This window comes from Streptomyces similanensis (assembly GCF_039543625.1).
Taxonomy (GTDB): Bacteria; Actinomycetota; Actinomycetes; order Streptomycetales; family Streptomycetaceae; genus Streptomyces; species Streptomyces similanensis.
Window position 1 is genome coordinate 67540 of the sequence record NZ_BAABKC010000128.1, and the last position, 22780, is coordinate 90319.

The window sequence follows — 22780 nt, forward strand, 5'->3', positions numbered from 1 at the left end:
GCCCGCAGACCCAGCCGGCCCGCCGGCCCGCGTCGCACCGGCCGTACGCCCGGCCGCGGGCCGCCGCCGGAGCCGATTGTCAGACCCCGCCCGTAGAGTCGAAGACGGACTGACTCGACCGGCGAGCGGGCGACGGCAGGAGGTGACAGGACGGATGAGCGAGACAGCGGTGGCGGAGACGACGGCGGCGGTGCCCGTGGGCGCGGCGACGGCCGCCGGTGCGGGCGCGGCGGCCACCGGCGCGGGGGTGAGCGGCGTGGCGGACGAGGTGTCCGTGCGGCTCGCCGCCGTCTTCCTGCCCGCGCCGCTGCCGCGCGACAGCCGCGTCGCCTTCTGGGACCCGGACGACCGGCCGCACCCGGCGCGGGACGACGCCCCGGCCGCGACCGACGCTCCCGAGGACGACGCGGACGGCGACCGGCCGGTGCGCACCCGGCTCACCGTCGTGCGCCGGCACGGCACGGGAGCACGCCGCAGGACCGCCCCGGCCCTCACCCTGCCGGTCGGCGAGGCCCTGCCCCACCTCGTGCGCGCCCGCCGCGACCCGGCCGCCCATCCCGCCACCGCCTGCTGGGGCGCCGCCGCCCTGCACGCGCTGCGCCTGACCGCCCGCGGCCGGCTGCTCCCCGGCCTGACCGCCACCGGGCACGACGCCTGGCGGGCCGGCCCCCTCGACCCGGACGACATCGCCCACCTGCGCGCCATCGCCGCCGCGATGCCCTACGAGGGCCACGCCGTCCCGCTGTCCGGACCGGGCCCCCTCAGGCTGCCCGAACCCGAGGCGCTGCTGCGCGCCTTCCTCGACGCCGTCGCCGACACCCTGCCCCGCACCCCGGCCGCGCCCCACACCGCCGGGAGACCCTTCGCGGACCGCCGCCCCCAGCACCTGCCGCACGCCCACGACTGGGCGGCCGAGGTCGCCGCCGGCATGGACGCGGGCGTACGGATCTCGCTGCGCCTCGACCTGTCGGCGTACGAGCTGTTCGACGCCGAGGACGCCGAGGACGCCGAGCACGGGTCGGACGGGGCGGGCGGCACCCGGCGCCGGGCGGGCGCGGCCGTCGTCCAGGTGCACAGCCTCGCCGACCCCACCCTCGTCGCCGACGCGGCCGCCCTGTGGGCGGGCGAGGCCGACACCGCGTTCGGCCCCCGCGCGCGCGTGGACGCCGCCCTGGCCGTTCGCCGCGCGGCCCGCGTGTGGCCGCCGCTCGACCGGCTCACCGAACAGGAGACGCCCGACGTCCTCGCCCTGGCCGAGGACGAGGTCAGCGAACTGCTCGGAGTGGCCGCGACCCGTCTCGCAGCGGCGGGCGTCGCCGTGCACTGGCCCCGCGACCTGGCCCACGACCTGACCGCCACCGCGGTCGTACGGCCCGCGCCGGGCTCCGCGACCGACGGCACCGGCTTCTTCGAGAGCGAGGACCTGCTCCAGTTCCGCTGGCAGCTCGCGCTCGGCGGCGATCCGCTCAGTGACGCCGAGATGGACGCCCTCGCCGAGGCCCACCGCCCGGTCGTACGGCTGCGGGACAGCTGGGTGCTGGTCGACCCCGCCCTCGTCCGCAAGGCCCGCAGACGCGACCTGGGACTGCTCGACCCCGTCGACGCGCTCTCCGTCGTCCTCAGCGGCACCGCGGAGGTCGACGGCGAGACCGTCGAGGCGGTGCCGGCCGGGGCGCTGGCCGCGCTCCGGGACCGGATCACGGCCGGGGTGCGGCCCGCCCAGCCGCCGCCGGGCCTGGCCGCCACCCTGCGCGACTACCAGCTGCGTGGCCTGGGCTGGCTCGACCTCATGACCTCCCTCGGCCTCGGCGGCTGCCTCGCCGACGACATGGGCCTCGGCAAGACCGTCACCCTCATCGCCCTGCACCTGAAGCGGGCGCACGACGACCCCACCCTGGTCGTCTGCCCCGCCTCCCTGCTGGGCAACTGGCAGCGCGAGATCACCCGGTTCGCGCCCGGCGTCCCCGTCCGCCGCTTCCACGGCCCCGACCGCACCCTCGACGGCCTGACCGGCGGCTTCGTCCTCACCACCTACGGCACCATGCGCTCGGCCGCGCAGATCCTGGCCGAACGGCGCTGGGGGATGGTCGTCGCTGACGAGGCGCAGCACGTGAAGAACCCGTACTCGGCGACCGCGAAGGCGCTGCGCACGATCCCGTCCCCCGCGCGCGTGGCCCTCACCGGCACGCCCGTGGAGAACAACCTCTCCGAGCTGTGGGCGCTCCTCGACTGGACCACCCCCGGACTCCTCGGCCCCCTCAAGTCCTTCCGCGCCCGGCACGCGCGCGCCGTGGAGAACGGCGAGGACCGTGACGCCGTGGAGCGGCTGGCCCGCCTGGTGCGCCCGTTCCTGCTGCGCCGCCGCAAGTCCGACCCCGGCATCGTCCCCGAGCTGCCGCCCAAGACCGAGACCGACCACCCGGTCCCGCTCACCCGCGAACAGGCCGCGCTGTACGAGGCGGTGGTGCGCGAGTCGATGCACGCCATCGAGAACGCCGGAGGGATGGCCCGGCGCGGCCTCGTCCTCAAGCTGCTGACCTCGCTCAAGCAGATCTGCGACCACCCGGCGCTCTATCTGAAGGACGGCCGGGCGGGCGGCGGCGACCAGGCGCGCCGCTCGGGCAAACTCGCCCTGCTGGACGAACTCCTCGACACCCTGCTCGCCGAGGACGGCTCCGCCCTGGTCTTCACCCAGTACGTCGGCATGGCCCGCCTGATCACCGCCCACCTCGCCGACCGCGCGGTCCCGGTCGACCTCCTGCACGGCGGGACGCCGGTCCCCGAGCGCGAGCGCATGGTGGACCGTTTCCAGGCCGGGGAGACACCCGTCCTGGTGCTGTCCCTGAAGGCGGCGGGCACCGGCCTCAACCTCACCCGCGCGGGCCACGTCGTCCACTTCGACCGCTGGTGGAACCCGGCGGTCGAGGAGCAGGCCACCGACCGCGCCTACCGCATCGGACAGACCCAGCCCGTGCAGGTGCACCGCCTCATCACCGAGGGCACCGTGGAGGACCGCATCGCCGAGATGCTCGCCGCGAAGCGGGCCCTGGCCGACGCGATCCTCGGCGGCGGCGAGTCGGCCCTCACCGAACTGACCGACCGCGAGCTGTCCGACCTGGTCTCGCTGCGGAGGGGAGCCTGATGGGGACGCCGGAGCGGCACGAGCCGGAGACCCACGGTGAGCCGCTGCCCGACGGGGCCGTCGCGTACGGCTCCGGACCGCGGCGAGGGGACGCCCAGGGACCGCTGACGTCGAGTGCCGAGGACGCGCCGGAGCCGGCTGCCGGTGACCGGCCGGAGCCGGTGCGGGACGCGGAGGACGCGAGGGACGCGGCGGCGCGGGTACCCGCCGACGTGCCGGCCGCCCGGGCGACGCGGCCCGGCCGCGCGGCGCGTGCGGCGCTGCGGGTCGCGCGCGGGCAGCAGCCGCCGGGCGGTGCGACGGGGGAGCACGGCCCGGGGCGGGGCGCCGCCGCAGGCCGAGAGTCCCGCCCCGGCGACGCCGCCCGCGAGGCCCTGCGCAAGGCGATCTCCGCCCGCCGTGGCGACGGTGCGGGCAGTGACGACGCGGCTGCCACAGCGGCGGAGCCGGACGTGGTGGTCTCCGCCCGTCGTGCTGAAGGTGCGAGCAGTGACGACGCGGCCGCGACCGCTGCGGCGTCGGACGTGGTGGTCTCCGCCCGTCGCGGTGAAGGTGCGGGCAATGACGGTGAAGCCGCGACCACTGCGGTGCCGGACGAGCCGGACCGGCCGACCGAGTCGGCCGTGCCGGACCCCGCCGAACCGGCGGCCGCCCCCCGGACACCCGGCCGGGGCGCCCGCCCCGCCGACGTGGCCCGCGAGGCCCTGCGCGCGGCCCGCGCCCGCAGCGGGGCGCGGACCGAGGAGCGTCCCCCAACGGCGGCTGACGGTGGCACCGCCCGCTCCCGCCGCACCGCACCTCGCGTGGGCCGCCCCCGAAGTGCCGCGCCGGAGACCGCCGTCGGCCGCCGCCCGGGCACCGTCGGCGAAGTCCTCGCGGGCGCACTCCGCGAACCGCCCACGTCGAGCGGGACACCCGCGTCGAGCGGGACGGTCGCGCGGGGAAGGGGCAACGGACCGGAGTACGAGGCGAGTTCGTCCCCCGAGGCACACACGTACCCCGGAGACGACGGCACGCCGTCCACCGCCCGCAGGCACCCCGCTGACCCGCCCCCCGGTGACGTTCCCCGCCCCGCCACGCCAGCCGACGCATCCGGCACGGCCGACGCATCCGGCACGGCCGACACGGTCGGCGCGGCCCCCGCGCCCGCCGCCGCCCCCGTAGCGGGCACCCCCACCGCCACCGACGCGCACCCTGCCCTCGACGCACCTCCCGCCGCCGAAGCGCATTCCGCCGCCGACGACCCCGTCACCGAGGCGCATCCCGTCACCGAGGCGCATCCCGCCGCTCAGGCGGGCCCCGTCACCGACGCGCGCCCTACTCTCCAAGCGGACCCTGTCCCCGACGCACATCCCACCCCCGACGCGCACCCTGTCCCCGACGCGCACCCCACCCCCGACGCGCACCCTGTCCCCGACGCGCACCCCGCCCCCGACGCGCACCCCACCCCCCAGCCCTCCCAATCACCCCAGGTCCCCAGGACCATGGCCGCGCCCCGCCGGGACGGCGCACTGCGGCGTACCTTTCCGGCGTTCGCCGCCCGGTCCACCGGCGGGTCCGGTTTCGCGGAGACCTGGTGGGGCGGCGCGTGGCTCACCGCGCTGGAGGAAGGCGCGCTGGACGCGGCGCGGCTGGCCCGCGGGCGGCGTTACGCGGAGCGTGGCCACGTGGACGCCATCACCGTGACGCCCGGCCTGGTCCTGGCGTACGTCCAGGGCAGCCGCCCGCGCCCGTACCGGGTCCAGGTGCGGGTGCGGACGCTGGACGACGCGGACTGGACCCGCTTCCTGGACGCGGCCGCCGACCGCCCCGGGCACATCGCCGCGCTCCTCGACAAGGAGATGCCCCAGACGCTCGCCGACTGCGGCGTCCCGCTGCTGCCCGGCCCCGGCGACCTGGAGCCGCACTGCAGCTGCCCCGACCGGGGGCACCCCTGCAAGCACGCGGCGGCCCTCTGCTATCAGACCGCGCGTCTGCTGGACGCCGACCCGTTCGTCCTGCTGCTGCTCCGCGGCCGGGGCGAGCGGGAACTGCTGGACGCCCTGTCCCGGCTGAGCGCCGCCCGCGTGGCCCGCGCGGCGCGGGACCGGCGGCCGGAGGCCCTGCCGGGGGTGCGGGCCGGCGAGGCCCTGACGCCCCGCGCCCTGCCGCCGCTGCCCGCGCCCCTGCCGCCCCCGCCGCACCCCGAGCAGCCGCCGGTGTACCCGGCGGCGCCGGGCGGCCCGGACCCGTTCGCGCTCGACCAGCTGGCGACCGACGCGGCCGCCCGCGCCCAAGCCCTGCTCACCACCGGCCGCGACCCGGTGGGCGGGCTGACGCTGTGGCAGGACGCGGTGCGCCTCGCCGCCGCCCGTCCCGGCTCCGGGCTGACCGCCGCGACCCGTGCCCTGTACGCCTCGCTCGCCGCGGCCACCGGACGCACGGCGAACGAACTGGCGCGCGCCGTGGCCGCGTGGCGGCAGGGCGGGGCGGCCGGACTGGCCGTCCTGGAGGAGCCGTGGGACCCGCCGGCCGGCCGGTTCGACCGGGCCCGTCCGCTGCTCCTCGCCGCCGACCTGCCCGCGTTCCGGCCGCACCGCAACCGGCTCACCCACCCCGGCGGCCGCCTCCAGCTGCGGCTGGGCCGGGAGGGCCTGTGGTACGCCTACGAGTCCGAGCCCGGCCGCGAGGACTGGTGGCCGCGCGGCGCCCCCGACCTGGACCCGGTCGGCGCCCTGACCGCCCTGACCGCGACCGCGGCCCTCTGACCGGGGCATCGGCTCATCGGGTCATCGGGCCAGAGGGTGACCGGCTGAGCCGTTGACCGGGCGCGGGCCGGGTGTGGGGCCGAGGGCGGGGCCGGGCGCGGGCCGGGCGCCGACGCCTCAGACGCGCGCCAGGTCCGTTTCGACGTCGAGGAGGTCGCGGCTCCGGCGTATCGGGGAGCACAGCACCGGAACCGGTATGAGCAGGGTGCACAGGGCGAAGACCAGCAGCGCGGTCCGGTTGTCGAACGTCTGGCCGAGCACGCCCGCCAGCAGGGCGCCGATCGGGAAGACGCCCCAGGAGACGAACCGCACCGTGGCCATCACCCGGGGGAGGAGTTCGGGCGCGACGGCCGTCTGACGGTAGGTGCGCGCGATGATGGCGAAGGTGACCGTGCAGGCGCCCCACCCGAAGCTGCCGAGACCGAAGAGGACCGCGCCGAAGCCGCGGCCGGCCAGCGGCATCAGCAGGGCGCTGACCGGGCTGAGGATCAGGGGGACCAGTGCGGCCCGGGTGGTGCCCAGCCACTTGATGAGGGGCGTGGTGACCGCCGCGCCGACGACGCCGCCCAGTCCCATGCAGGCGATCAGCAGGCCCACGGTCAGCGAGCTGGCGTGCACCGTGCGGATCAGGAAGACCGCGGTGATCGCCTCGAACGCGGCGGTGGCGAAGTTGAATCCGGTGCCGACCAGCACGAACGGGCGGATCACCGGATGCCGGCGGACGAACTCGATGCCCTCCCACATCTCGCCGAAGACGTTCCGCTTGGTCTGGTCGGCGCGTTCCTTGTGCGGGGCGGGCACGGTGAGCAGGAGGGCCGCCGAGACGACGTAGCTGACGACGTCGGCGATCAGGCTGTAGGCGGCGCCGAACGCCTGCACCAGGCTGCCGCCCAGGCCGGGACCCGCCACCTGGGAGACGGACTCGCTGCCCTGGAGGATGCTGTTGCCGGCCGCGAGCCGGTCCTTGCTGACCACCGCCGGCAGGTACGTCGAGTAGCCGACGTCGAAGACCACGCTGGCCACGCTGAGCACGAAGGCCGCGACGACCAGCTGTCCCAGCGAGAGCGCGTCCAGGAACACCGCGACCGGGATGGAGAGCAGGGTCAGCGCCCTGATCAGGTCGGCGGCGACCAGCACGGGACGCAGCGGCAGGCGGTGCACCAGCACTCCGGCCGGCAGGCCGAACAGCAGCCACGCGCACATGGCCGCGGCGCTGACCAGACTCGTCTCGAAGGTGTCGGCCTTCAGTTCGAGCACGGCCACCAGGGGCATCGCCACGGTGGTGACGGCCGTGCCGAAGGCGCTGACGCCGTGGGCGGAAGCCAGTCGCCAGAACACCGGGCCGTCACGGCGGGCGGCGGGCGGCGGCTGCGTCATGGGGTGCTCCTGAGTACGGCTTGACGGTCGTAGAGCGGACTGCCGTCCTCGCAGCAGCGCAGTTTCTTCACGGCCAGCACACCGGGGTGGTCCGGCTCGGGGCGCACGCGCACGAAGGAGAACCCGGTCGCGCCGAGGGCGTCGAGGACGTCGTCCGGGGCGCCCAGGACCCGCCAGTGCGGGTGGGCCGGGTCCACGTACAGCAGGCCGTGGCCCATCAGCGCCCGGTGGAAGACGCCCAGGGCGCCGTGCGCGTCCTCGGCCGCGGCGAACAGCGGCGGGCGGCCGCACCACACGCCGTTGAGGTCCTCGTCCCCGAACGTCGTCTCGCCCAGCCGCGCCTGGTGCAGGGTGATGAGCGGACGCCGGCCGGTGACGCTCTCGTAGTGCGTCCACACGCCGCCGAGCCGGTCCTCGTCGAGATCGGGGCCGCCGTGGGCGAACTCGGCCACTCGCACATGGTCCGTCGGCGGCAGCTTGATCATGATCGCGGAGAGGTCCGCCGGGGTCGTGACCATCAACTGTCCCTGCTTCCTTGCTCTTGCGCCGTCGAGTCGCCGCCGGCGGCGCCGCCGGCCCCGGGCCCGAAGTCCTCGATGAGTTCGTGGAGGTCCTCCACGCAGTGGCCGCACCCGGTGCCCGCCCGGCAGCGCTCACCGATGTCCTCGGCCGAGCACGCCCCGCCGCGGATCACCGCGACGATCTCGGCCTCGGACACGGAGTGGCAGACGTCCGCTGGAGCCGGACTGGAACCGCCGCTGCCTGGGCACGACGGTGCACGCCTTCGGGGCGGGATGGCGGCGCGGCGGACTCCTCCCCGCGCTGCGCGAGGCGTACGACGCCTACGGCTACTACCGCGACCGGCTGTCGCTGAGCGCCGTGCCGGACGCCGGCGCCGAGAGCGCGGCCCCGTTCGGGCTGAACCCGTGGACGTGCGTCCGGCTGGTGCCGGTCGACATCGCCGAGGGTCTCCTGCCGGACCGGTCCGGTGCGTCCGCGCCCGTGTCCGCGCGCCCTCGGTCGCTGACGGCGGACCCCGGCATCCAGCGCGTCGACACCCCGTCGGGGCAGTACGTCCGGATCGAGGGGGAGACCTTCCTGGTCACCGTCGACTACGCGCTGCCCGAGGAGCTCATCCGCGGCGCCGCCTCGGTCGCGGCGCCGCGCGCATGACGCTGGACCTGTCCGGTCCGCCCCGCCCCTGGCCGGACGGCCTGGTCCGCCGGTTCGCCGTCGCCCAGGCCCGGGCGCTGGACCGGCCGGGGTGCTGGGGCACGCCGCCGCCCCAGGGCGACCCGGCCCTGCTGGAGCGGCTGGCGGAACTGTTCTCGGCCCCGCCCGGACGCACGGTGGTCACCGCCGGGGTGCGGCAGTTCGCCGGTGCCTGGGCGGGGCGTACCCGCACCGCCCTGGTGGAGCGGCCGGGTTTCGCGGACATCGCGAAGGTGCTGTCCGGGGCGGCCGCGGTGCGCGCGCTGACCTGGGAGGAGCTGCCCGGCGCGGCGCGCGGCGCGGGGGAGCCGGTCACGGTCTGGGTGACCAGTCCCGCACGCAACCCGGACGGCCGTTCGCTGGACGGCGCGGACCGGGCGGCGCTGTCGGCGCTGGCCGCCGCGGGGCACCAGGTGGTGGTGAACCAGGTCTACCGCTGGTTCGCCCCGCCCGAGGACCCGCCGGCCGGCTGCTGGTCGGTCACCTCGCTGGCCAAGCTGTGCGGCGGCGGCAGCCGCCTCGGCTGGGCAGTCCTGCCCGAGGGGGAGCGGCCGCCGCCGTCGCTGAGCGCCTGCGGACCGGCCACGGCGTGGCAGCGCGCCTGGGCCGGCTTCCTGGACGCGCCCACGCTCGCCGCCCTGCGCGCCGCCTGCGTGGAACCCACCCTGGAGGCGCGCCGGGTCTTCACCGGCCGGCTCGGCGACCTGCTCGGCTGGCGGTTCGCCGGCGCGGGCATGTCGCTGACGCTGCACTGGCGGGGCGCGTCGGAGGAGCGGGTGACGGCGCTCTTCGCCGAGCACGGGCTGAAGGTGGGTCCGGGCTCGGCCTTCGACGCCCGCGAGGGCTCGGTCCGGCTGGCGTTCTCCGGCGTGGACGCGCACGAGGCCGCGCAGGCCGCCGAACGGGTGGCCCGGCTGGCGGCCGAGGCGGACGGAGAGCTGCGGCCTGCCGGCGGCTCTCCCGCCCGCCCCGCGCACGGGGGGTCCTGAGGCGGCGGTCAGCGCGCCTTGTGGGCGTACGCCGTCAGCCAGTCGAGGTCGCGGTGGCCCGCGCCGTAGCGTTCGCGCTCGTTGACGGTGCGGACGTCGCAGCCGGCGAAGCCGACGTCGGTCAGCAGGCGGGCCACCCGGTCGGCCGTCTGGTAGCGGAAGAACCGTGCGGCGTCCGCGCTGAACGCCTCGACGATCTCCTCCTCGCCCTCGCCCTCCTTGAAGCTGACGAAGAGCGCTCCGCCGGGCTGGAGCACGCGGTGGAACTCCGTCAGAGCCCTCCGCACGTGCTCGTCCTTGAGGTGCAGCAGCGTCGCCTGGCTCCAGACACCGGCGAAGCCGCCGTCGGGGAAGTCCAGCGCGCACACGTCCATGCGCCGGAACGCGATCCCCGGGTGCAGTTCCCTGGCCCGGGCGACGAAGGAGTCGCTGAGGTCGACGCCGGTGACCGCGACCCCCCGTTCGGCCAGCAGGGCCGTGTCGCGGCCGAACGCGCACCCGGCGTCCAGGACCGGCCCGGCCGGCCTCGGCAGCATCGCGGTGAACTCGTCGAGCTCCCGGTCGGGAATCATGCCGCGGGTGGCGGTCTCGTACTTGGTGAGGCCGTGCTCGTAGGCGGCGAGAGTCCGCGAGAGGTAGTCAAACACCCGCTGAATCTACCCGGCCCACCGGGCAGCCGCGCCACCGCCAACTCCCCTCACCGGCAACGACGTTCGACCCCCGTCCGCCGGCCTGCCCGCGGCCCGGACCCGTCGGCGCGAGCCGCGCCCGGGACGCCGCCCGGTCCGGTCAGCGCCCGGTCCGGTCAGCGCGGGGTGCGGGCCCGCAGTGCCTGGAGGGTCCAGTCCAGGACGGGGGTGAGGCTTTCCGGGGCCGGCCAGTCGTTGATCACCGCGAGGAGTCGCAGGTACCGCTCCCGGCGGGGGTCGTTCGCGCTCTCCAGCCGGGCGAGGAGCCGACGACGCAGCCCGGCGTCGTCGGGGGCGCCGACGACGTGCGCGTAGTGGGCGCTCAGTTCCGCGACGATCCGGTCGGCCTCGGGCGCGGTCGGGGCGACGCCGGCCGCGAGGGCCGGGGCGACGTGGACGCGGGCGGTCGCGACCAGGTCGCGGCCCGGCCCGCCGGCACCGCCGCGGGCCTGCTCGGCCGACTCCTCCTCGGCCATGCGCCGCAGGTGGGCGCGGAAATCGGAGTCCTGGGAGAGCTCGGCCAGCTCCACCCACGCCGCCACCTGCTCCGCCCGGGGATCGTCGGGCAGTTCGGGAGTCATCGAGCGTCCGATCGCCGCGAAGGCCGGGGCGTTGGGCACCCCGCCGAAGGTGGCGCCGAGGAAGTCGCCGATCAGACGGCGGCGTTCTTCCTCGGAGAGCTTGGCGAGCTTGTGCATGAGATCCATCTCCTCGGGGCTGGACCCGCGCTCGGCCACCGCCGTCAGTACGGCGCGCCGCAGGCGCAGGGTGCGAATCTGGACCGCCAGCGCGTCGGCGTGCGCCGCGGCGACCTCGGGCAGCGACAGCTCGCGGTCCAGCACCTTCCGAATGGTCGAGAGGTCCAGGCCCAGGTCGCGGAGGGTCTGTACGAGGTCGAGGCGCGCGACGGCGGCGAGGTTGTAGAGGCGGTACCCGGCCGGGTTGCGGTCGGTCGGCGCCACGATCCCGCGATCGGAGTAGAAGCGGATGGTCTTGACCGTCAGCCCGGTGCGCCGGGCCAGGTCGCCGATCGAGTAGAGCGTTTCGCCGTCCATGCGCACACCCTCGCACCTCCCCTTGGTGGAGACTCAAGCCCGGACGGCCGCGCCGGCGACGGGCCGTCCGGTCTGCCCGGGTGAGCGGTACGGGGCCGTCGGTGAGCTTGGAGGCGTTGAGTGGCTGGGGGCGGGGGCGGAACGTGGACGCTCCCAGCGGCCGGGCGGCGCGAACACGCGCCTGGGCCACGGGGGCGCCGTCAGTCGAAGGCGTGGCCCCGCGCGTCCGGGAGCCGGGCGTCGCCGAGCCGGAAGAAGGTTCTGTAGAGGTCGAGTTGGCTGGTGAGCATGGGGGAGCCGGGATGCACGGGGTGGCCCCTCTCGGCGGCCGCCCGCAGCAGTGCCGTCTCCTTCGGACGCATGACGATGTCCGCCACGACGGCCCCGGGCGCGAGCCGTGCCACGTCGAAGGGGAGCGGGTCGGCCGGGCGCAGCCCGAGGGGCGTGGCGTTGACCGCGAGGTCCGCGGCCTCCAGCCGGGGCGCCGTGCTCCACGACACCCGGCCCGGGAAGCGCGGCGCCAACCGGTGCGCCACTTCGGCCAGTCGGGCCTCGTCGCGGTCGCACAGCTCCAGGTGCGCGACGCCCTCGGTGAGCAGTGCGGCGGCCACCGCGCTGCCCGCGCCCCCGGCCCCGACGAGCGCGACCCGCCGGCCCGCGGGGTCGATGCCCGCGGCGCGCAGCCCCCGGACGAAGCCGGCGCCGTCGAAGTTCTCGGCGGTCCAGCTCCCGTCGGGCTCGCGGCGCAGCGCGTTGGCGCTGCCCGCCAGGGTGGCCGCCTCGCTCACCGCGTCCGCGTAGCGGCACACGTCCACCTTGTGCGGAATGGTGACGAGCAGACCGTCGAGGTTGCCGATCCGCTGCAACCCGCGGACCACCTCACCGAGGTCACCCGGCGCGACCAGCACCGGGAACAGCACCGCGTCCGATGCGAGTTCGGCGAAGAGCCGGTTCATCATCCCGGGGGCCCGCACCTGGGAGACGGGGTGGCCGAGGACGGCGTAGAGCCGGGTCGATCCTCCGATGACCGGCATCGGCGCCGACGACTGAACCGTCACTCCGTCTCCCCGCACTGGACATGGCCCTCCTGGACCGTGGATCGTAGCCGAGTCGCCCGAACAGGTACAGGAACGCCAACGCTTGACGGTACGTCAGGTCAGTGACCGTGCCGGTCGCGGGAGTCGGCCAGCCGGGCGGTGATCGTGCCGGTCACCTCCGCGCGCTGGTCCACCAGGTAGAAGTGACCGCCCGGGAACACGAGGGAGTCGAAGGAGCCGGTGGTGTGCTCGCGCCACGCCTCCGCGTCGGCCGGCGTCACCTTGTGGTCCTCCTTGCCGTTCAGCGCGGTCACCGGGCAGTCCAGCGGCGGTCCCGGCACGTAGCGGTAGGAGTCCAGGAGGGTGTAGTCCGCGCGCAGCACCGGCAGGGCGAGCCGCATCAGCTCCTCGTCCTCCAGGACGCGTGGGTCGGTCCCGCCCAGTCCGCGCATCAGCTGGAGCAGCGTCCGGTCGTCCGGGCGGGTGGCGAACTCCCGCCGGTGCCTGGAAGGCGCGCCGCGTCCCGAGGCGAACAGGTGCACCGGTGTGCGGCCCCGTGCCTGGAGGCGGCGGGCCACCTCGAAGGCCACCGTCGTGCCCAGGCTGTGCCCGAACAGCGCGAAGTCGCCCTCGGTCAGCGGCAGCAGCTCCCCGGTGAGGACGTCGGCCAGCTCCGCCAGGTTCTCCATCAGCGGGTCGCGCCAGCGCTCCAGACGGCCCGGGTACTGCACGGCGACGACCTCGACGTCCGGGCTCAGCGCCTTGGCCAGCTCGTTGTAGAAGGGCGCCGAGCCGCCCGCGTGGGGCAGGCACACCAGGCGGACGGAGGCGTCGGGCGCCGAGGCGTAGCGGCGCGTCCAGGGAGAGTCGAGGGGGCCGGCGGGCTGAGCCATGCTGCTCCTTCTTTCGGCGGTCACGTGGCGGCCGCCCGCCCGTCGGCGGACGTGCGCGCGGCGGGACGGCGGAGGACCGATCCCCCGGCGGCACCGCGTACATCCTCGCGCGGACGGCCGGGCCCACGAAGGTGAAGTCGGTCAAGAAGCGGTACGGGAAGCCGGACGCCGCGGATCTTCACGAACTCGTCACAGCACGCTCCGGGGATCACCTCCCCGGTCCGGGGCCGCGGCGGTGCCGGGACCGTCGGGGCGGGCGGCGCGAGCTCCCGGGCCGGGACCGGCCGTGTGGGATCCCGCGCGGGATGAGAGGGTCTGACGGGTGAGCGAGACACCACCGAACACCCTGCAATACCGCTTCGACGGACCAGAAGACGCCCCGGTCCTGATCCTCGGTCCCTCTATATGTCTGTGACTCTCTCGGGTGCCTGATGGGCGATCACACCCGCTAGCCGACGGACCCCCATGGCGGCGCGAGTTGTTGGGGGATCTGAAACAGGGCCAACAGGAGATCGTCACGGTCGAACTCGATGCCGGTTGTCAGCAGGGCGCGGGTGTATAGGTCGAGCGCATCGAGGAGGGCGTCGGGGGGGCCGACTGCGATGGGAATCTGCCAGGCGTCCTTGAGGAAGGAGTCGAGTTCCTGTTCTTCAACCCGCAGGTGCACATGAACCGACCATGGGGCAACCGGCTTCATGGGCCCACGGACGGAGCGGCCACGTGCTCCGGTGATCCGATTCCCTGCGAGTGGCAGCGCACGTAGTACAGCCATCTCTGCCGCCTGCCAGCCCCGGCGCCTCACCCGCTGTCGCGCACCAATTCGTTAGGCGGTCCGGGGCCGGGGGAGGGTTCAGGCACTGACGAGGTCGGAGGTCAGGTGGGCCGCGGTGGCGCAACCGGCCAGCGCCATGGCGCGGGACAGTTGCTCGCGGTAGGAGTGGAGCAGGGTCTCGACGCCGGCCTCTCCGGCCAGGGCCAGTGCCCATAGAACGGGGCGTCCGACCAGTACGGCATCGGCTCCCAGGGCCAGCGCCACCAAGACGTCGAGGCCGGTGCAGACTCCGCCGTCCACCAGGACGGGCACCCGGCCGGCCACCGCGCGGACCACCGGCGGCAGTGCGCGGCTCGTCGGCAGGACGCGGTCGAGCTGGCGGCCGCCGTGGGCCGAGACGATGATCCCCGCGGCGCCGGCCGTCACGCAGGCAAGGGCGTCGTCGGGCCGCAGAACGCCTTTGACGAGAACGGGGAGATCCGACAGTTCCCGCAGCCAGGCGATGGCGTGCGGAGTCAGTGCGGGGTCCTGTTCGAGGGCGCGGGTCCGGGTGGCGGGGTCTGACAGACGGGCGGCGGTGTCGTCGGCGTCGAACGGCAGCGGGCCCAGCTCGGCGCCCCGGGGCGTGACGTAGGGCGCGTCGACGGTCAGGACCAGGGCCCGTGCCCCGGCGGCCGTGACGCGTTCGACGTATGTCCGCGTGAGAGCCGGGTCACGCAGACAGTAGATCTGGGCCCACCACGGTCCGCCCGCCGCGGCCACCGCTTCGGGCGCGCGGCTGGAGCGTGCGGACAGCACCAAGAGGGAGCCGGCCGCCGCGACGCCTCGGGCGGTGGCGATCTCGCCCTGGGGCGATGCGAGGTGGTGGAAGGCGGTGGGGGCGGCGACGACCGGTGCGGACAGGTCGGTGCCGAGCAGGGTCCTGCGGGTGTCGACCGCGGAGACGTCGCGCAGGACTCGTGGCAGGATCCGCCATTTCCGCCATGCCTCCGCGGCCTCCCGCAGGCTGAGGTTCTCGCCGGACCCGGCGGAGTAGTAGGCGTACGACGTCGAGTCCAGCACCTGGCGCGCCTGTTCGGCGAGGTCGGTTCCGGCCTCGATCCGCGGTGTCATGACCGGTCACCGTCCGGGGCCCTCTGCGGAGCCGGAACGACGGGTGAGGCGCTCCACCGGCGGCCCGCCTCCCAGTACGCCTGCACCTCGCCGAGCGTCCTGCCGCCCGTGTCGGGCACCTGGAGGTACACGTAGAACCAGGCGACGACGTTGACGGCCAGCAGCAGGCAGAAGGTGGCGGTGCCGCCCAGGGCGGAGAGTGTGCTGAGGAAGAACTGGGCGATGAGCAGGTTGGCGCTGAGGTTGGCGAGCAGCATGGCCGACGCACCGGGGCCGCGTAGCCGGTCGGGGAATCCCTCGGCGGCGAACACCCAGATCAGTGCCCCGAAGCCTGCGTTGAAGCCGATGGCGAAGACAGCGAGTCCGAGCAGCCCGGCCGCCGGAGGAAGGAACGCGGCGAAGACGCCGACGAGCAACAGGTGACCCGCCGTCATCAGGCTTGTGCCGGTGAGCAGCGCGGCGCGTCGGCTCACCCGGTCGATCGCCACGGCGCACACCAGCGCGGCGACGGCGGAGATCAGCTGGATGAGGCCGGGCAGCATGAGGAGGCTGAAGTCGCCCGTGTAGCCCATGCGCTGGAAGATCCGGGGACTGAAGTAGCCGATGGCGCTGATGCCGGTGATCTGGACGAGGAAGCCGAGAGCGATGACGAAGAGGGTCAGCCGCCGGTACTTCGGGGTGAACAGCTCCAGGAACCGGCCCTTGGCCTGTGCGGCGGCTGGGGGATCCTCGGGGGCGGCGGCCGGCGCGGGTGTCCCGAGCAGTCGGGCGGCCTCGGCGGCACGGTCGGCCCGGCCCGCCATGAGGTGCCAGCTCGGTGTCTCCGGCAGCCGCAGCAGGGCGAGGGTGGCTGCGGCTGCGCAGAGGGCGGGGACCACCAGCATGGTGCGCCAGTGGCCTCCGCCGGCCAGCAGATAGCTGATGAAGTAGGTCGCGGCGCATCCGCCCGCCGTGGCGCACTGATAGAGGACGGCGGTGCGGCCGCGGATCGTCGTGCGGACGGACTCGGCGATGAACACGGGAGCGATGACGATGAGCACGCCCATGGTCATGCCGAGTACGGCGCGGGTGCCCACCAGCATCGGGGGGTTCACGGACAAGGCGGAGACGACGGTGGTGAGAGAGCAAACGACCGAGGCGATGACGAGTGCGCCACGCCGGCCTGCGAGGTTGGACAGCCGTCCTGCGAGGATCGTTCCCGCCATGAGTCCTACGACGGGACCGGCGTACAGGGTGCCCTGTTCGAGGGGCGAGAGGTGGAAGCGATCAGTGACCAGGATCTGGGCGCCGGCCATCGCCGTGCCGTCGTAGCCGTACGTCAGGCCGAGCAGGACGGCGGCGAGTCCTACCGCCGTGCCGGGTCGGCGAAGGGGACGCCCATGGGTTGTCGACATCGAGGATGACCCGCCGCTTTCCGCTCAAGGACTTGTCCGGTACTTGCGTGGTCTCGGTCGTTCAGCCGCTCAGCCCCATCCTCCGGCTCAGCGAGGCGAGCGGCTCGCGTGCTCCGTCGGCCGCGAGGATCACCTCGTAGACCCGGTCCACCTTGGCCAGCGGATCACGGAAGTCCAGTGGTCGCCCGCTCAGGTCGCCGTGGACGCCCCCGCTCTCCATGAGCACGCACGCCGGTGCGGCGACGTCCCAGATACGGCAGTTGCGGTGCAGGTAGCCGGCGTAGGCGCCGTCGATGACCATGGCAGCGTCGAAGACGCTGTTGCTCCCGCGGGTCCCGAGGCAGGCGTCGGCGACGGCGGTCATGAGCCGGGCGTCTTCGGCCATCCGGTCGACGCCGGCCTTGTCCATGCCGTACGCCACTAGGCGGTCCTCGAGTCCGGCACAGAAGGGTGTGCGGTGGGCGGCTCCGTCGCGGAAGGCTCCCCTGCCGCGCTGGGCCAGGTAGCGTCGCCCGAGGGCCGGCAGGGAGATGCCCGCGGCCAGCAGGCCTTGTTCGTCCACCGCCGCGAGCATGGCGCCGTAAAGGGGGCTGCCCGCCGCGTAGTTGCTCGTACCGTCCAGGGGATCGATGATCCAGGTGACCGGTCCGGAACCGGTCCGCACTCCGCTCTCCTCCTCGATGACCGAGTCAGCCGGGAAGTCCCGGTGGATGGCCGCGATGATCGACCGGCCGATGGCGTGGTCGGCGGCGGTGGTGATCTGGTTGCGGTCCTCGGCCTTCACCTCTACCGTCCCGTCGGCGCCGCGGTGGAGGCCGGCGAGTGCGTCGGCCTCGTCCAGCACCGCGTCGAGCCAGGACAGGTAGTCGGTCACCACCCACCCGCCGTTCGGGGCACGAGCGGCTGCGGCCCGAACAGGGCGCGCCGGTACTGGTCGAGGATGGGGCGTTCGGGTGTGATGACGTCGGGGGGCAGGTCGTCGACCTCGAAGAAGGCAGCGGCGGTGTTCTCCACCTGGTCGGGGTTCACGGTGGCGCCGGCCGGCAGGGGGGCGGAGTAGGCCGCCGTGACGTTGTAGACCTCGTCGCCGTTCGGGTAGCGATAGTAGAACTCCGGTCCGGAGAACAGGCCGAGCAGGGTGAGTTCGCCGATGACGAGCCCTGTCTCCTCCAGTACCTCTCTGCGGGCGGTGTCCTCGAAGGACTCGCCGGGGTCCATGAGCCCGCCGGGCAGTCCCCATCCGCCGGTGTCGGCGCGTGCGAGGAGCAGCACTCTGCCTCGGTCGTCGGTCACCACCACCGACGATCCCGGGAAGATGACGGGGCGTTGGCCCAGTAAGGCGCGCAGTTCGGCCACGTAGTCGTTCATCCGTCGTCCTTTCGGCGGTGGTCAGACTGCGTGCGGAGAGCCATCGACGTGTGCCCGCCGTACGGCGTCACAAACGCGGTCGACGTCGTCTTCCGGCATGTGTGAGTAGAGCGGAAGGGTGATCATCCGGGCGGCCAGTCGGTCCGTCACCGGCAGGGCGGGCGGGGCGAAGTCGCCGCGGTACGCGGTCTGCCTGTGCAACGGCGGGTCGAAGTAGGAACGGCTGCTGATGCCTTCGGCGGACAGGAGACGGGCCAGCGCCGTGCGGTCCAAGCCGAACGTATCGGGATCGACCTGGACGCCCAGGTCCTTGTAGGAGCTGCGGGCGCCCTCAGGGACCTGCTGGAAGGTCAGTCCGGGCAGGTCGGCGAGGTTGTCCCGGTAGCGCTGGACCAGCGACATCCTGCGCTCCAGCCAGTGCGGGAACCGCTCCAGCGCGGAGAGCCCCACCAGGGCGGACAGCTCGGGCATGCGCGCGTTCAGCCCGGCGAAGCGGGCGTCGTAGTCCCCGGGGTTGCCGTAGTCGCGGCCGATGCGCAGTTCCTGCGCCAGGTTGTCGTCGTCGGTGGTGACGAGTCCGCCCTCGCCCGCGGACAGCGGTTTGGTGGGGCTCAGGCTGAAGACCTCCGCGAGTCCCTTCGTGCCGACCATGGCCCCGTCGGGGTAGCGGCTGCCGAAACCGTGCGCCGCGTCCAGTATCACGGGGACCTGCCGGGCGCCGGCCGAGCGTTCCAGCGCGTTGACGTCGCAGGGCGTCCCGAAGGTGTGCATGCCGACGACGGCGTCCGCGGTCGATGTCCGCCCGGCGCAGTCAGCCGGGTCGATGGTCCAGGTGTGCGGGTCGCTGTCGGCGAAGAGGACGTTCTGCGCGTTCCAGTGGGCGACGTGACCGGTCGCCATGAAGGTGAAACTCGGCAGGACGACCTCCCGCGCCCGGCCGACGGAGCGCAGGACGAGCATCAGGCCGGCCGTGCAGTTGCTGACCGCCACGACGTTGCGAACCCCCAGGTACGCGGCCGCTGCCTCTTCGAAGCGCTTGACCCAGGCCCCGTTGGTCAGCATCCCCGACCTCAGCACGTCGTCCATCCTGCTGAGCAGGGTGCTGTCGGGTTCGACGGTGGGCCGCACCAGTGGGATGGCCTCGGGTGTGCCGGTCTTCGGCGCCACGGGTGTCGCGGTGTGTGTGCTGACGGACATCATCGGCGTTCCTCTCAGACGGACGTGGTGTGGGAGAACACGCGGGCGACGGCGGTCGGCGCGGTGGCGGCAGGGGTGGTGAGCTTGTCCTTGGCCGTGAGGTAGTTGCTGTACTTGGGGTCCGCGAAGTCCAGGTAGCGGCCCTGGGTCATGGCGTGCCGGATCTCGCGCACCGAGTCGATCACGCCGAGGCGTCGCTGGAAGCGGCGTGCCCTCAGGATGCGCTCGAAGTTCACCCGGTAGTTGCGCGGGTCCGAGGCCTCTTCCTGGACGACGACCCGGGTGCCCGGGACCTCCCGCGCGATGATCTCTCCGATCTGCGCCATCTGGTAGTTCTCCTCTCCCGAGCCGCAGTTGTAGAGGGTCGGGGAGGTGTTGCCGAGGGCGGACTGCAGTGCCCTGGCCGCGTCCTGGACGTGCAGGAAGGGCCGCCACTGCCGGCCCCCGTGGACGGCGACCTCCTTGCGGGTGACCGCGTGGGCGGTCATGACGTTCACCGCGAGGTCGAACCGCATACGGTCCGACAGCCCGTGGACGGTGGCAAAGCGAAGGATGTGCGCGGTGAGCGCGCTCCCGCCCAGCGACAGCAGGTAGTGCTCCGCCATGATCTTCGACTGGGCGTAGACCGACTGGGGGTTCAGCGGCGACCAGACGTCGACCTCCTCGTCGTCCTCGGTGGCCCCGTAGTTGCTGCAGGTCGAGGCGAACACGAGGCTGGTGACGCCCGCCTTCTGGCACGCCTCCGCCACCCGCACCGTACCCAGGTAGTTGGTCTGCCAGGCCAGGTCGGTGTCCAGGCCGCACGCCGGGTCGCCCACCACTGCGGCCAGGTGGATGACGGCGTCCACGCCGCGCAGGGCCGCCTGCCACTCCCCCGGTTCCCGGATGTCGCCCGCCACGTGAGTGACCAGGGGGTCGCAGATCCTGGCGCCCGGTACCAGTCCGTTGTCGACGACGGTGACGCGCGCTCCGCGGGCGGCCAGCTGACGCACCAGCGTCGATCCGACATAGCCCTGCCCGCCGGTGATCAGTATGGAAGTCACGATGAGTCTCCTCTGCTGGGGTGTACCGCCCTCATTCCCGGCACGGCAGGAATCTGCATCGACTGCGGTACGCCCGGCTCATGTCAGTGCCACAACCTTGTCCCCGGCTTCCGATATCTGATGCCAGGGCACTGTGACCCTTTTTCCAGGGACGTGCACGGAAGGTGCATGCGGAATACGGTGGAAACGTCAGAGTCGTGCACCGGATACCGGAAGGAATAGGTAGAATGTTGTTTCCACTCCTAGCCGAGCAATACAGCATGCTCTACACCCAGAAACTCCTGGGGCCGGGGGTGGCGCACAACATGACATTCACTCTCCCGCTTCCCGCGGACATCGACGAGGCGCGCTTCTCGCGGGCCGTGTCCCGGTTCTGCGCGCACCAGTCCGCTCTGCTCACGGCCCTGGAAGGCACTCCGCCCACGGCCCAGCGGACGGGGGCCGACCTGCCCGAACCGGTGGTGGTGGAGAGCGCGGACGTCGCGCGCACCGTGCGAGAGCGCCTGGCCGCGCTCCACCTGGCGGATCTGCACCCGGTCGATGTGCCGCTGCGGGCGGTCTTCGAACTCGTCCGCGGCCCCGGCGGCCCGGCCGTCCTCGTCGTCGCCATGGACCACTTGGTGTCCGACGCCCGCTCCTCGGTCGTCGCCGCTCGCCAGCTGGGCGCTCTGATCGAGAGCGGCCAGTACCGTCCCGGTCTGCCTGAGCCGGGCGATTACGCCGACTGGTGCCGACGTCGCGCGGCGGACGGCGGACGGAGCGCGCGGCGGGAGACCGCCGCCTGGCAAGCCGCGCTTGACGGTGTGTCGCCCCTGCGTGACCCCGCGCTGCGCGGTGCGGCGGGACCCGCGGTGCTGACCCAGCGCGACCACGTCCACGACGGCGGCGAGCTCGACGGCACGGTCAGGCGACTGAGCGCCGAACTCGGTGTGTCCGAGTTCACCACCGTCGCCACGTTGCTCGCCCTCGTGCTGTGGCAGCGCACGGGCCAGCGCGACTTCGTCGTCCAGACGCCCGTCTCCACCCGGCGGCGCCAGCAGGTGGACGAGGTCGTCGGCTACTTCATCAACGAGCGGCCGCTGGTCTGCCACGTCGACGAGGACCGCAGCCTGGTCGACCACGCGCGCGCCATGTACCGGGCCTCGCTGCGTGCCGTCCGCCACTCGCACCTTTCGGTGCCCGAGCTGGCTGAGGCGGTGCCCGCCTACCGGACGGCGCTGGAGGACGACGGGGTCGGCTATGTGCAGTTGCATGTCAGCCGCGGCACGGGTGAACTGCCGGGCTCCGGCCGGCCCGACGCCATGGTCGCGCGGACCTCGGAGCTCGGCGCGTTCATGCCGGGGCGGCCGATGACGTGCACGACGGTCCGCTTCGACTTCGACCCGCAGCAGACGCTGGTGCGTAGCTTCTTCGGCGGTGCCCGCTCCGCGGCGGGCTCGGCGGGAGAGATCGCCGACTCGGTCGTGGCCCTGCTACGCCGGGCGGCGGGCGAGGGGCATCAGCCGGTGGCCAAACTGATGGGCTGAGGGCGGCCCCGGAGCACGTTCGCGCGAGGCCCCGGAGGGCCTCGCGCGCATCGTCCATCCAATCGGCACGAGGTCCTGGGCTCAGCGGCGGTCGTCGCCGTCGGTACGGTAGTGCTCCGCGACCCGGGCGAGTTCGGCCTTGTTTCCCAGTCCCAGCTTTGCCCTTATGCGTTTGAGGTAGGTGTCCACGGTGTGCGGGCTGATGCCGATGCGGCGCGCGGTCTGGTTGCGCGTCAGTCCGTCGGCGACCAGCAGCAACGTCTCCCGCTCCCGGGCAGACAGCGGCGCCTTCTCCTGCTCCGTTTCCGGATCCCTCTTTTCGTCGTCACCGCGTGCTCTTTTTCTTTCCTGTGGGTGTTCGGATTTCTCGGCTCCTTCCGCGCTTTCCCTGAAAACTTCTTTCGCGGCGGCCGCCAGCACGGCCGACAGCACATTGCTCATTCCATCGACACGGACCGTCGCGACGCTGGACACCGCCACGACGCGCACGTCGTCCCCGGCGTTTCCGAGGACGACGTCCCGCACTTGTTCCGGAGACATCTCTCCGGCCAGTACGGCTAAGGTGTAGGAATCGGGTTCCGAGGCGTCCGGGCGCGGCGGTGCTGATTTCCCCAGAACGCCGGCGGATGGGATCGGCACGTGTTTCACACTTCCGTCAGGTGGCAGCGGGACCGGTTGTGCAGGACGACCGGGGACACATCCTCGGCGTGCAAAGGGCCGACCGGCTGGCCGATGACCAGGACGTGGTCGGCGTAGGCGAAAGTGGCGCACACCGCGAACCGAGCCGCGGCGGCGGCGCCGCGCAGCAGTGCCGGTCCGGCCGGGTGAAGCGGGTCCACTCCGGCGAACCGTTCGTGCGCCGGGGCCGTGGCGAACTGGTCGATCAGCCGTCGCTGGTCCCAGCTGAGGATGTTGACGCCGAACGAGCCCGAGGCGCGTACGGCCCGCAAGGTCCGGCTGGTGGCCGACAGGCACACCCCGATCATCGGCGGTCGCAGGGACCAGGACAGGACGGCGTTGACGGTGCAGCCGCTGGGGTCCTCGTCGCGGTGCTGGGCGGTGACCACTGAGACTCCGCTGGGCCAGGACGCCATGAAGGCGCGGAACTCGTCCGCCCCTGCTCCGCCGGGCGGTCCGGCAGCGGACGGTTCTGCGGTCGGAGCGGGGACGACGTGCGTCGCGTGGGCGGGCTGGTGGGCCGTCATTGCGGTACTCCTCCACAGGTG

General features: G+C 73.8%; 21 protein-coding genes. 5 read left to right on the plus strand and 16 right to left on the minus strand.

The window, feature by feature from the left end; translation table 11 throughout:
- The first annotated feature begins 154 nt into the window (after positions 1 to 154).
- On the plus strand, positions 155 to 3142 hold the full coding sequence (locus ABEB07_RS34825; protein ID WP_345672032.1) for a DEAD/DEAH box helicase: 2988 nt from the start codon (positions 155 to 157) through the stop codon (positions 3140 to 3142).
- 623 nt (positions 3143 to 3765) lie between these two features.
- The gene (locus ABEB07_RS34830) at positions 3766 to 5889 is read left to right on the plus strand and encodes an SWIM zinc finger family protein (RefSeq protein ID WP_345672147.1); all 2124 of its coding nucleotides are present in this window, start codon (positions 3766 to 3768) and stop codon (positions 5887 to 5889) included.
- Positions 5890 to 6006: 117 nt separating this feature from the next.
- Here the strand turns inward: ABEB07_RS34830 and ABEB07_RS34835 are convergent, their stop codons facing one another.
- The 3 genes from ABEB07_RS34835 to ABEB07_RS34845 are packed head-to-tail and all read right to left on the minus strand — an operon-like array spanning position 6007 to position 7984.
- Positions 6007 to 7266: an MFS transporter gene (locus tag ABEB07_RS34835; protein ID WP_345672033.1), complete on the minus strand. Its 1260-nt coding sequence runs from the start codon at positions 7264 to 7266 to the stop codon at positions 6007 to 6009.
- The gene (locus ABEB07_RS34840; RefSeq protein ID WP_345672034.1) at positions 7263 to 7784 is read right to left on the minus strand and encodes a hypothetical protein; all 522 of its coding nucleotides are present in this window, start codon (positions 7782 to 7784) and stop codon (positions 7263 to 7265) included. Before ABEB07_RS34840 ends, ABEB07_RS34835 begins: the two co-directional genes overlap by 4 nt.
- Positions 7784 to 7984 carry a (2Fe-2S)-binding protein gene (locus tag ABEB07_RS34845; protein ID WP_345672036.1) on the minus strand — a complete coding sequence of 67 codons (201 nt, stop codon included), beginning with the start codon at positions 7982 to 7984 and terminating at the stop codon, positions 7784 to 7786. Before ABEB07_RS34845 ends, ABEB07_RS34840 begins: the two co-directional genes overlap by 1 nt.
- A 56-nt stretch (positions 7985 to 8040) precedes the next feature.
- On the opposite strand from ABEB07_RS34845, the gene ABEB07_RS34850 reads away from it, so the two are divergent.
- Together ABEB07_RS34850 and ABEB07_RS34855 are read left to right on the plus strand one after the other, a co-directional pair.
- Positions 8041 to 8439, plus strand: coding sequence for a hypothetical protein (locus tag ABEB07_RS34850; protein ID WP_345672037.1), 399 nt, complete (start codon positions 8041 to 8043; stop codon positions 8437 to 8439).
- Entirely contained in the window at positions 8436 to 9467 is a 1032-nt protein-coding gene (locus ABEB07_RS34855) for an aminotransferase class I/II-fold pyridoxal phosphate-dependent enzyme (protein WP_345672038.1), read from the plus strand. The genes ABEB07_RS34850 and ABEB07_RS34855 overlap by 4 nt, the downstream gene beginning before the upstream one ends.
- An 8-nt stretch (positions 9468 to 9475) precedes the next feature.
- Here ABEB07_RS34855 and ABEB07_RS34860 read toward each other — a convergent pair whose 3' ends face one another.
- The 11 genes from ABEB07_RS34860 to ABEB07_RS34910 all read right to left on the minus strand — a co-directional run bounded on the left by ABEB07_RS34860 (position 9476) and on the right by ABEB07_RS34910 (position 20028).
- Positions 9476 to 10114: a class I SAM-dependent methyltransferase gene (locus ABEB07_RS34860; protein WP_345672039.1), complete on the minus strand. Its 639-nt coding sequence runs from the start codon at positions 10112 to 10114 to the stop codon at positions 9476 to 9478.
- Between the two features lie 158 nt (positions 10115 to 10272).
- On the minus strand, positions 10273 to 11211 hold the full coding sequence (locus ABEB07_RS34865; protein WP_176151076.1) for a MerR family transcriptional regulator: 939 nt from the start codon (positions 11209 to 11211) through the stop codon (positions 10273 to 10275).
- A 200-nt stretch (positions 11212 to 11411) separates the two neighbouring features.
- Positions 11412 to 12269, minus strand: coding sequence for a shikimate dehydrogenase family protein (locus tag ABEB07_RS34870; RefSeq protein ID WP_345672041.1), 858 nt, complete (start codon positions 12267 to 12269; stop codon positions 11412 to 11414).
- A gap of 98 nt (positions 12270 to 12367) precedes the next feature.
- Complete coding sequence (locus ABEB07_RS34875) at positions 12368 to 13141, minus strand: thioesterase II family protein (protein ID WP_345672042.1); 774 nt, start codon at positions 13139 to 13141, stop codon at positions 12368 to 12370.
- Between the two features lie 448 nt (positions 13142 to 13589).
- The gene (locus ABEB07_RS34880) at positions 13590 to 13838 is read right to left on the minus strand and encodes a hypothetical protein (protein ID WP_345672043.1); all 249 of its coding nucleotides are present in this window, start codon (positions 13836 to 13838) and stop codon (positions 13590 to 13592) included.
- Positions 13839 to 13991: 153 nt separating this feature from the next.
- Positions 13992 to 15026: an alpha-hydroxy acid oxidase gene (locus ABEB07_RS34885; protein ID WP_345672045.1), complete on the minus strand. Its 1035-nt coding sequence runs from the start codon at positions 15024 to 15026 to the stop codon at positions 13992 to 13994.
- Entirely contained in the window at positions 15023 to 16420 is a 1398-nt protein-coding gene (locus ABEB07_RS34890) for an MFS transporter (RefSeq protein WP_345672047.1), read from the minus strand. The genes ABEB07_RS34885 and ABEB07_RS34890 overlap by 4 nt, the downstream gene beginning before the upstream one ends.
- A 61-nt stretch (positions 16421 to 16481) precedes the next feature.
- Complete coding sequence (locus ABEB07_RS34895; RefSeq protein ID WP_345672048.1) at positions 16482 to 17297, minus strand: inositol monophosphatase family protein; 816 nt, start codon at positions 17295 to 17297, stop codon at positions 16482 to 16484.
- On the minus strand, positions 17291 to 17788 hold the full coding sequence (locus tag ABEB07_RS34900; protein WP_345672050.1) for an NUDIX hydrolase: 498 nt from the start codon (positions 17786 to 17788) through the stop codon (positions 17291 to 17293). Before ABEB07_RS34900 ends, ABEB07_RS34895 begins: the two co-directional genes overlap by 7 nt.
- Before the next feature lie 21 nt (positions 17789 to 17809).
- Positions 17810 to 18985 carry a DegT/DnrJ/EryC1/StrS family aminotransferase gene (locus ABEB07_RS34905; protein ID WP_345672051.1) on the minus strand — a complete coding sequence of 392 codons (1176 nt, stop codon included), beginning with the start codon at positions 18983 to 18985 and terminating at the stop codon, positions 17810 to 17812.
- Between the two features lie 14 nt (positions 18986 to 18999).
- Positions 19000 to 20028 carry an NAD-dependent epimerase/dehydratase family protein gene (locus ABEB07_RS34910; protein ID WP_345672053.1) on the minus strand — a complete coding sequence of 343 codons (1029 nt, stop codon included), beginning with the start codon at positions 20026 to 20028 and terminating at the stop codon, positions 19000 to 19002.
- 227 nt (positions 20029 to 20255) lie between these two features.
- Between ABEB07_RS34910 and ABEB07_RS34915 the strand changes: the two genes are divergently transcribed.
- A complete protein-coding gene (locus ABEB07_RS34915; protein ID WP_345672055.1) occupies positions 20256 to 21554 on the plus strand; it encodes a condensation domain-containing protein in 1299 nt (432 codons plus the stop codon).
- Positions 21555 to 21635: 81 nt separating this feature from the next.
- Here the strand turns inward: ABEB07_RS34915 and ABEB07_RS34920 are convergent, their stop codons facing one another.
- Positions 21636 to 22193 (minus strand): helix-turn-helix domain-containing protein, encoded by a 558-nt coding sequence (locus tag ABEB07_RS34920; protein WP_345672056.1) that lies wholly within the window; start codon positions 22191 to 22193, stop codon positions 21636 to 21638.
- 5 nt (positions 22194 to 22198) lie between these two features.
- Entirely contained in the window at positions 22199 to 22759 is a 561-nt protein-coding gene (locus ABEB07_RS34925) for a flavin reductase family protein (RefSeq protein ID WP_345672058.1), read from the minus strand.
- Positions 22760 to 22780: the final 21 nt, after the last annotated feature.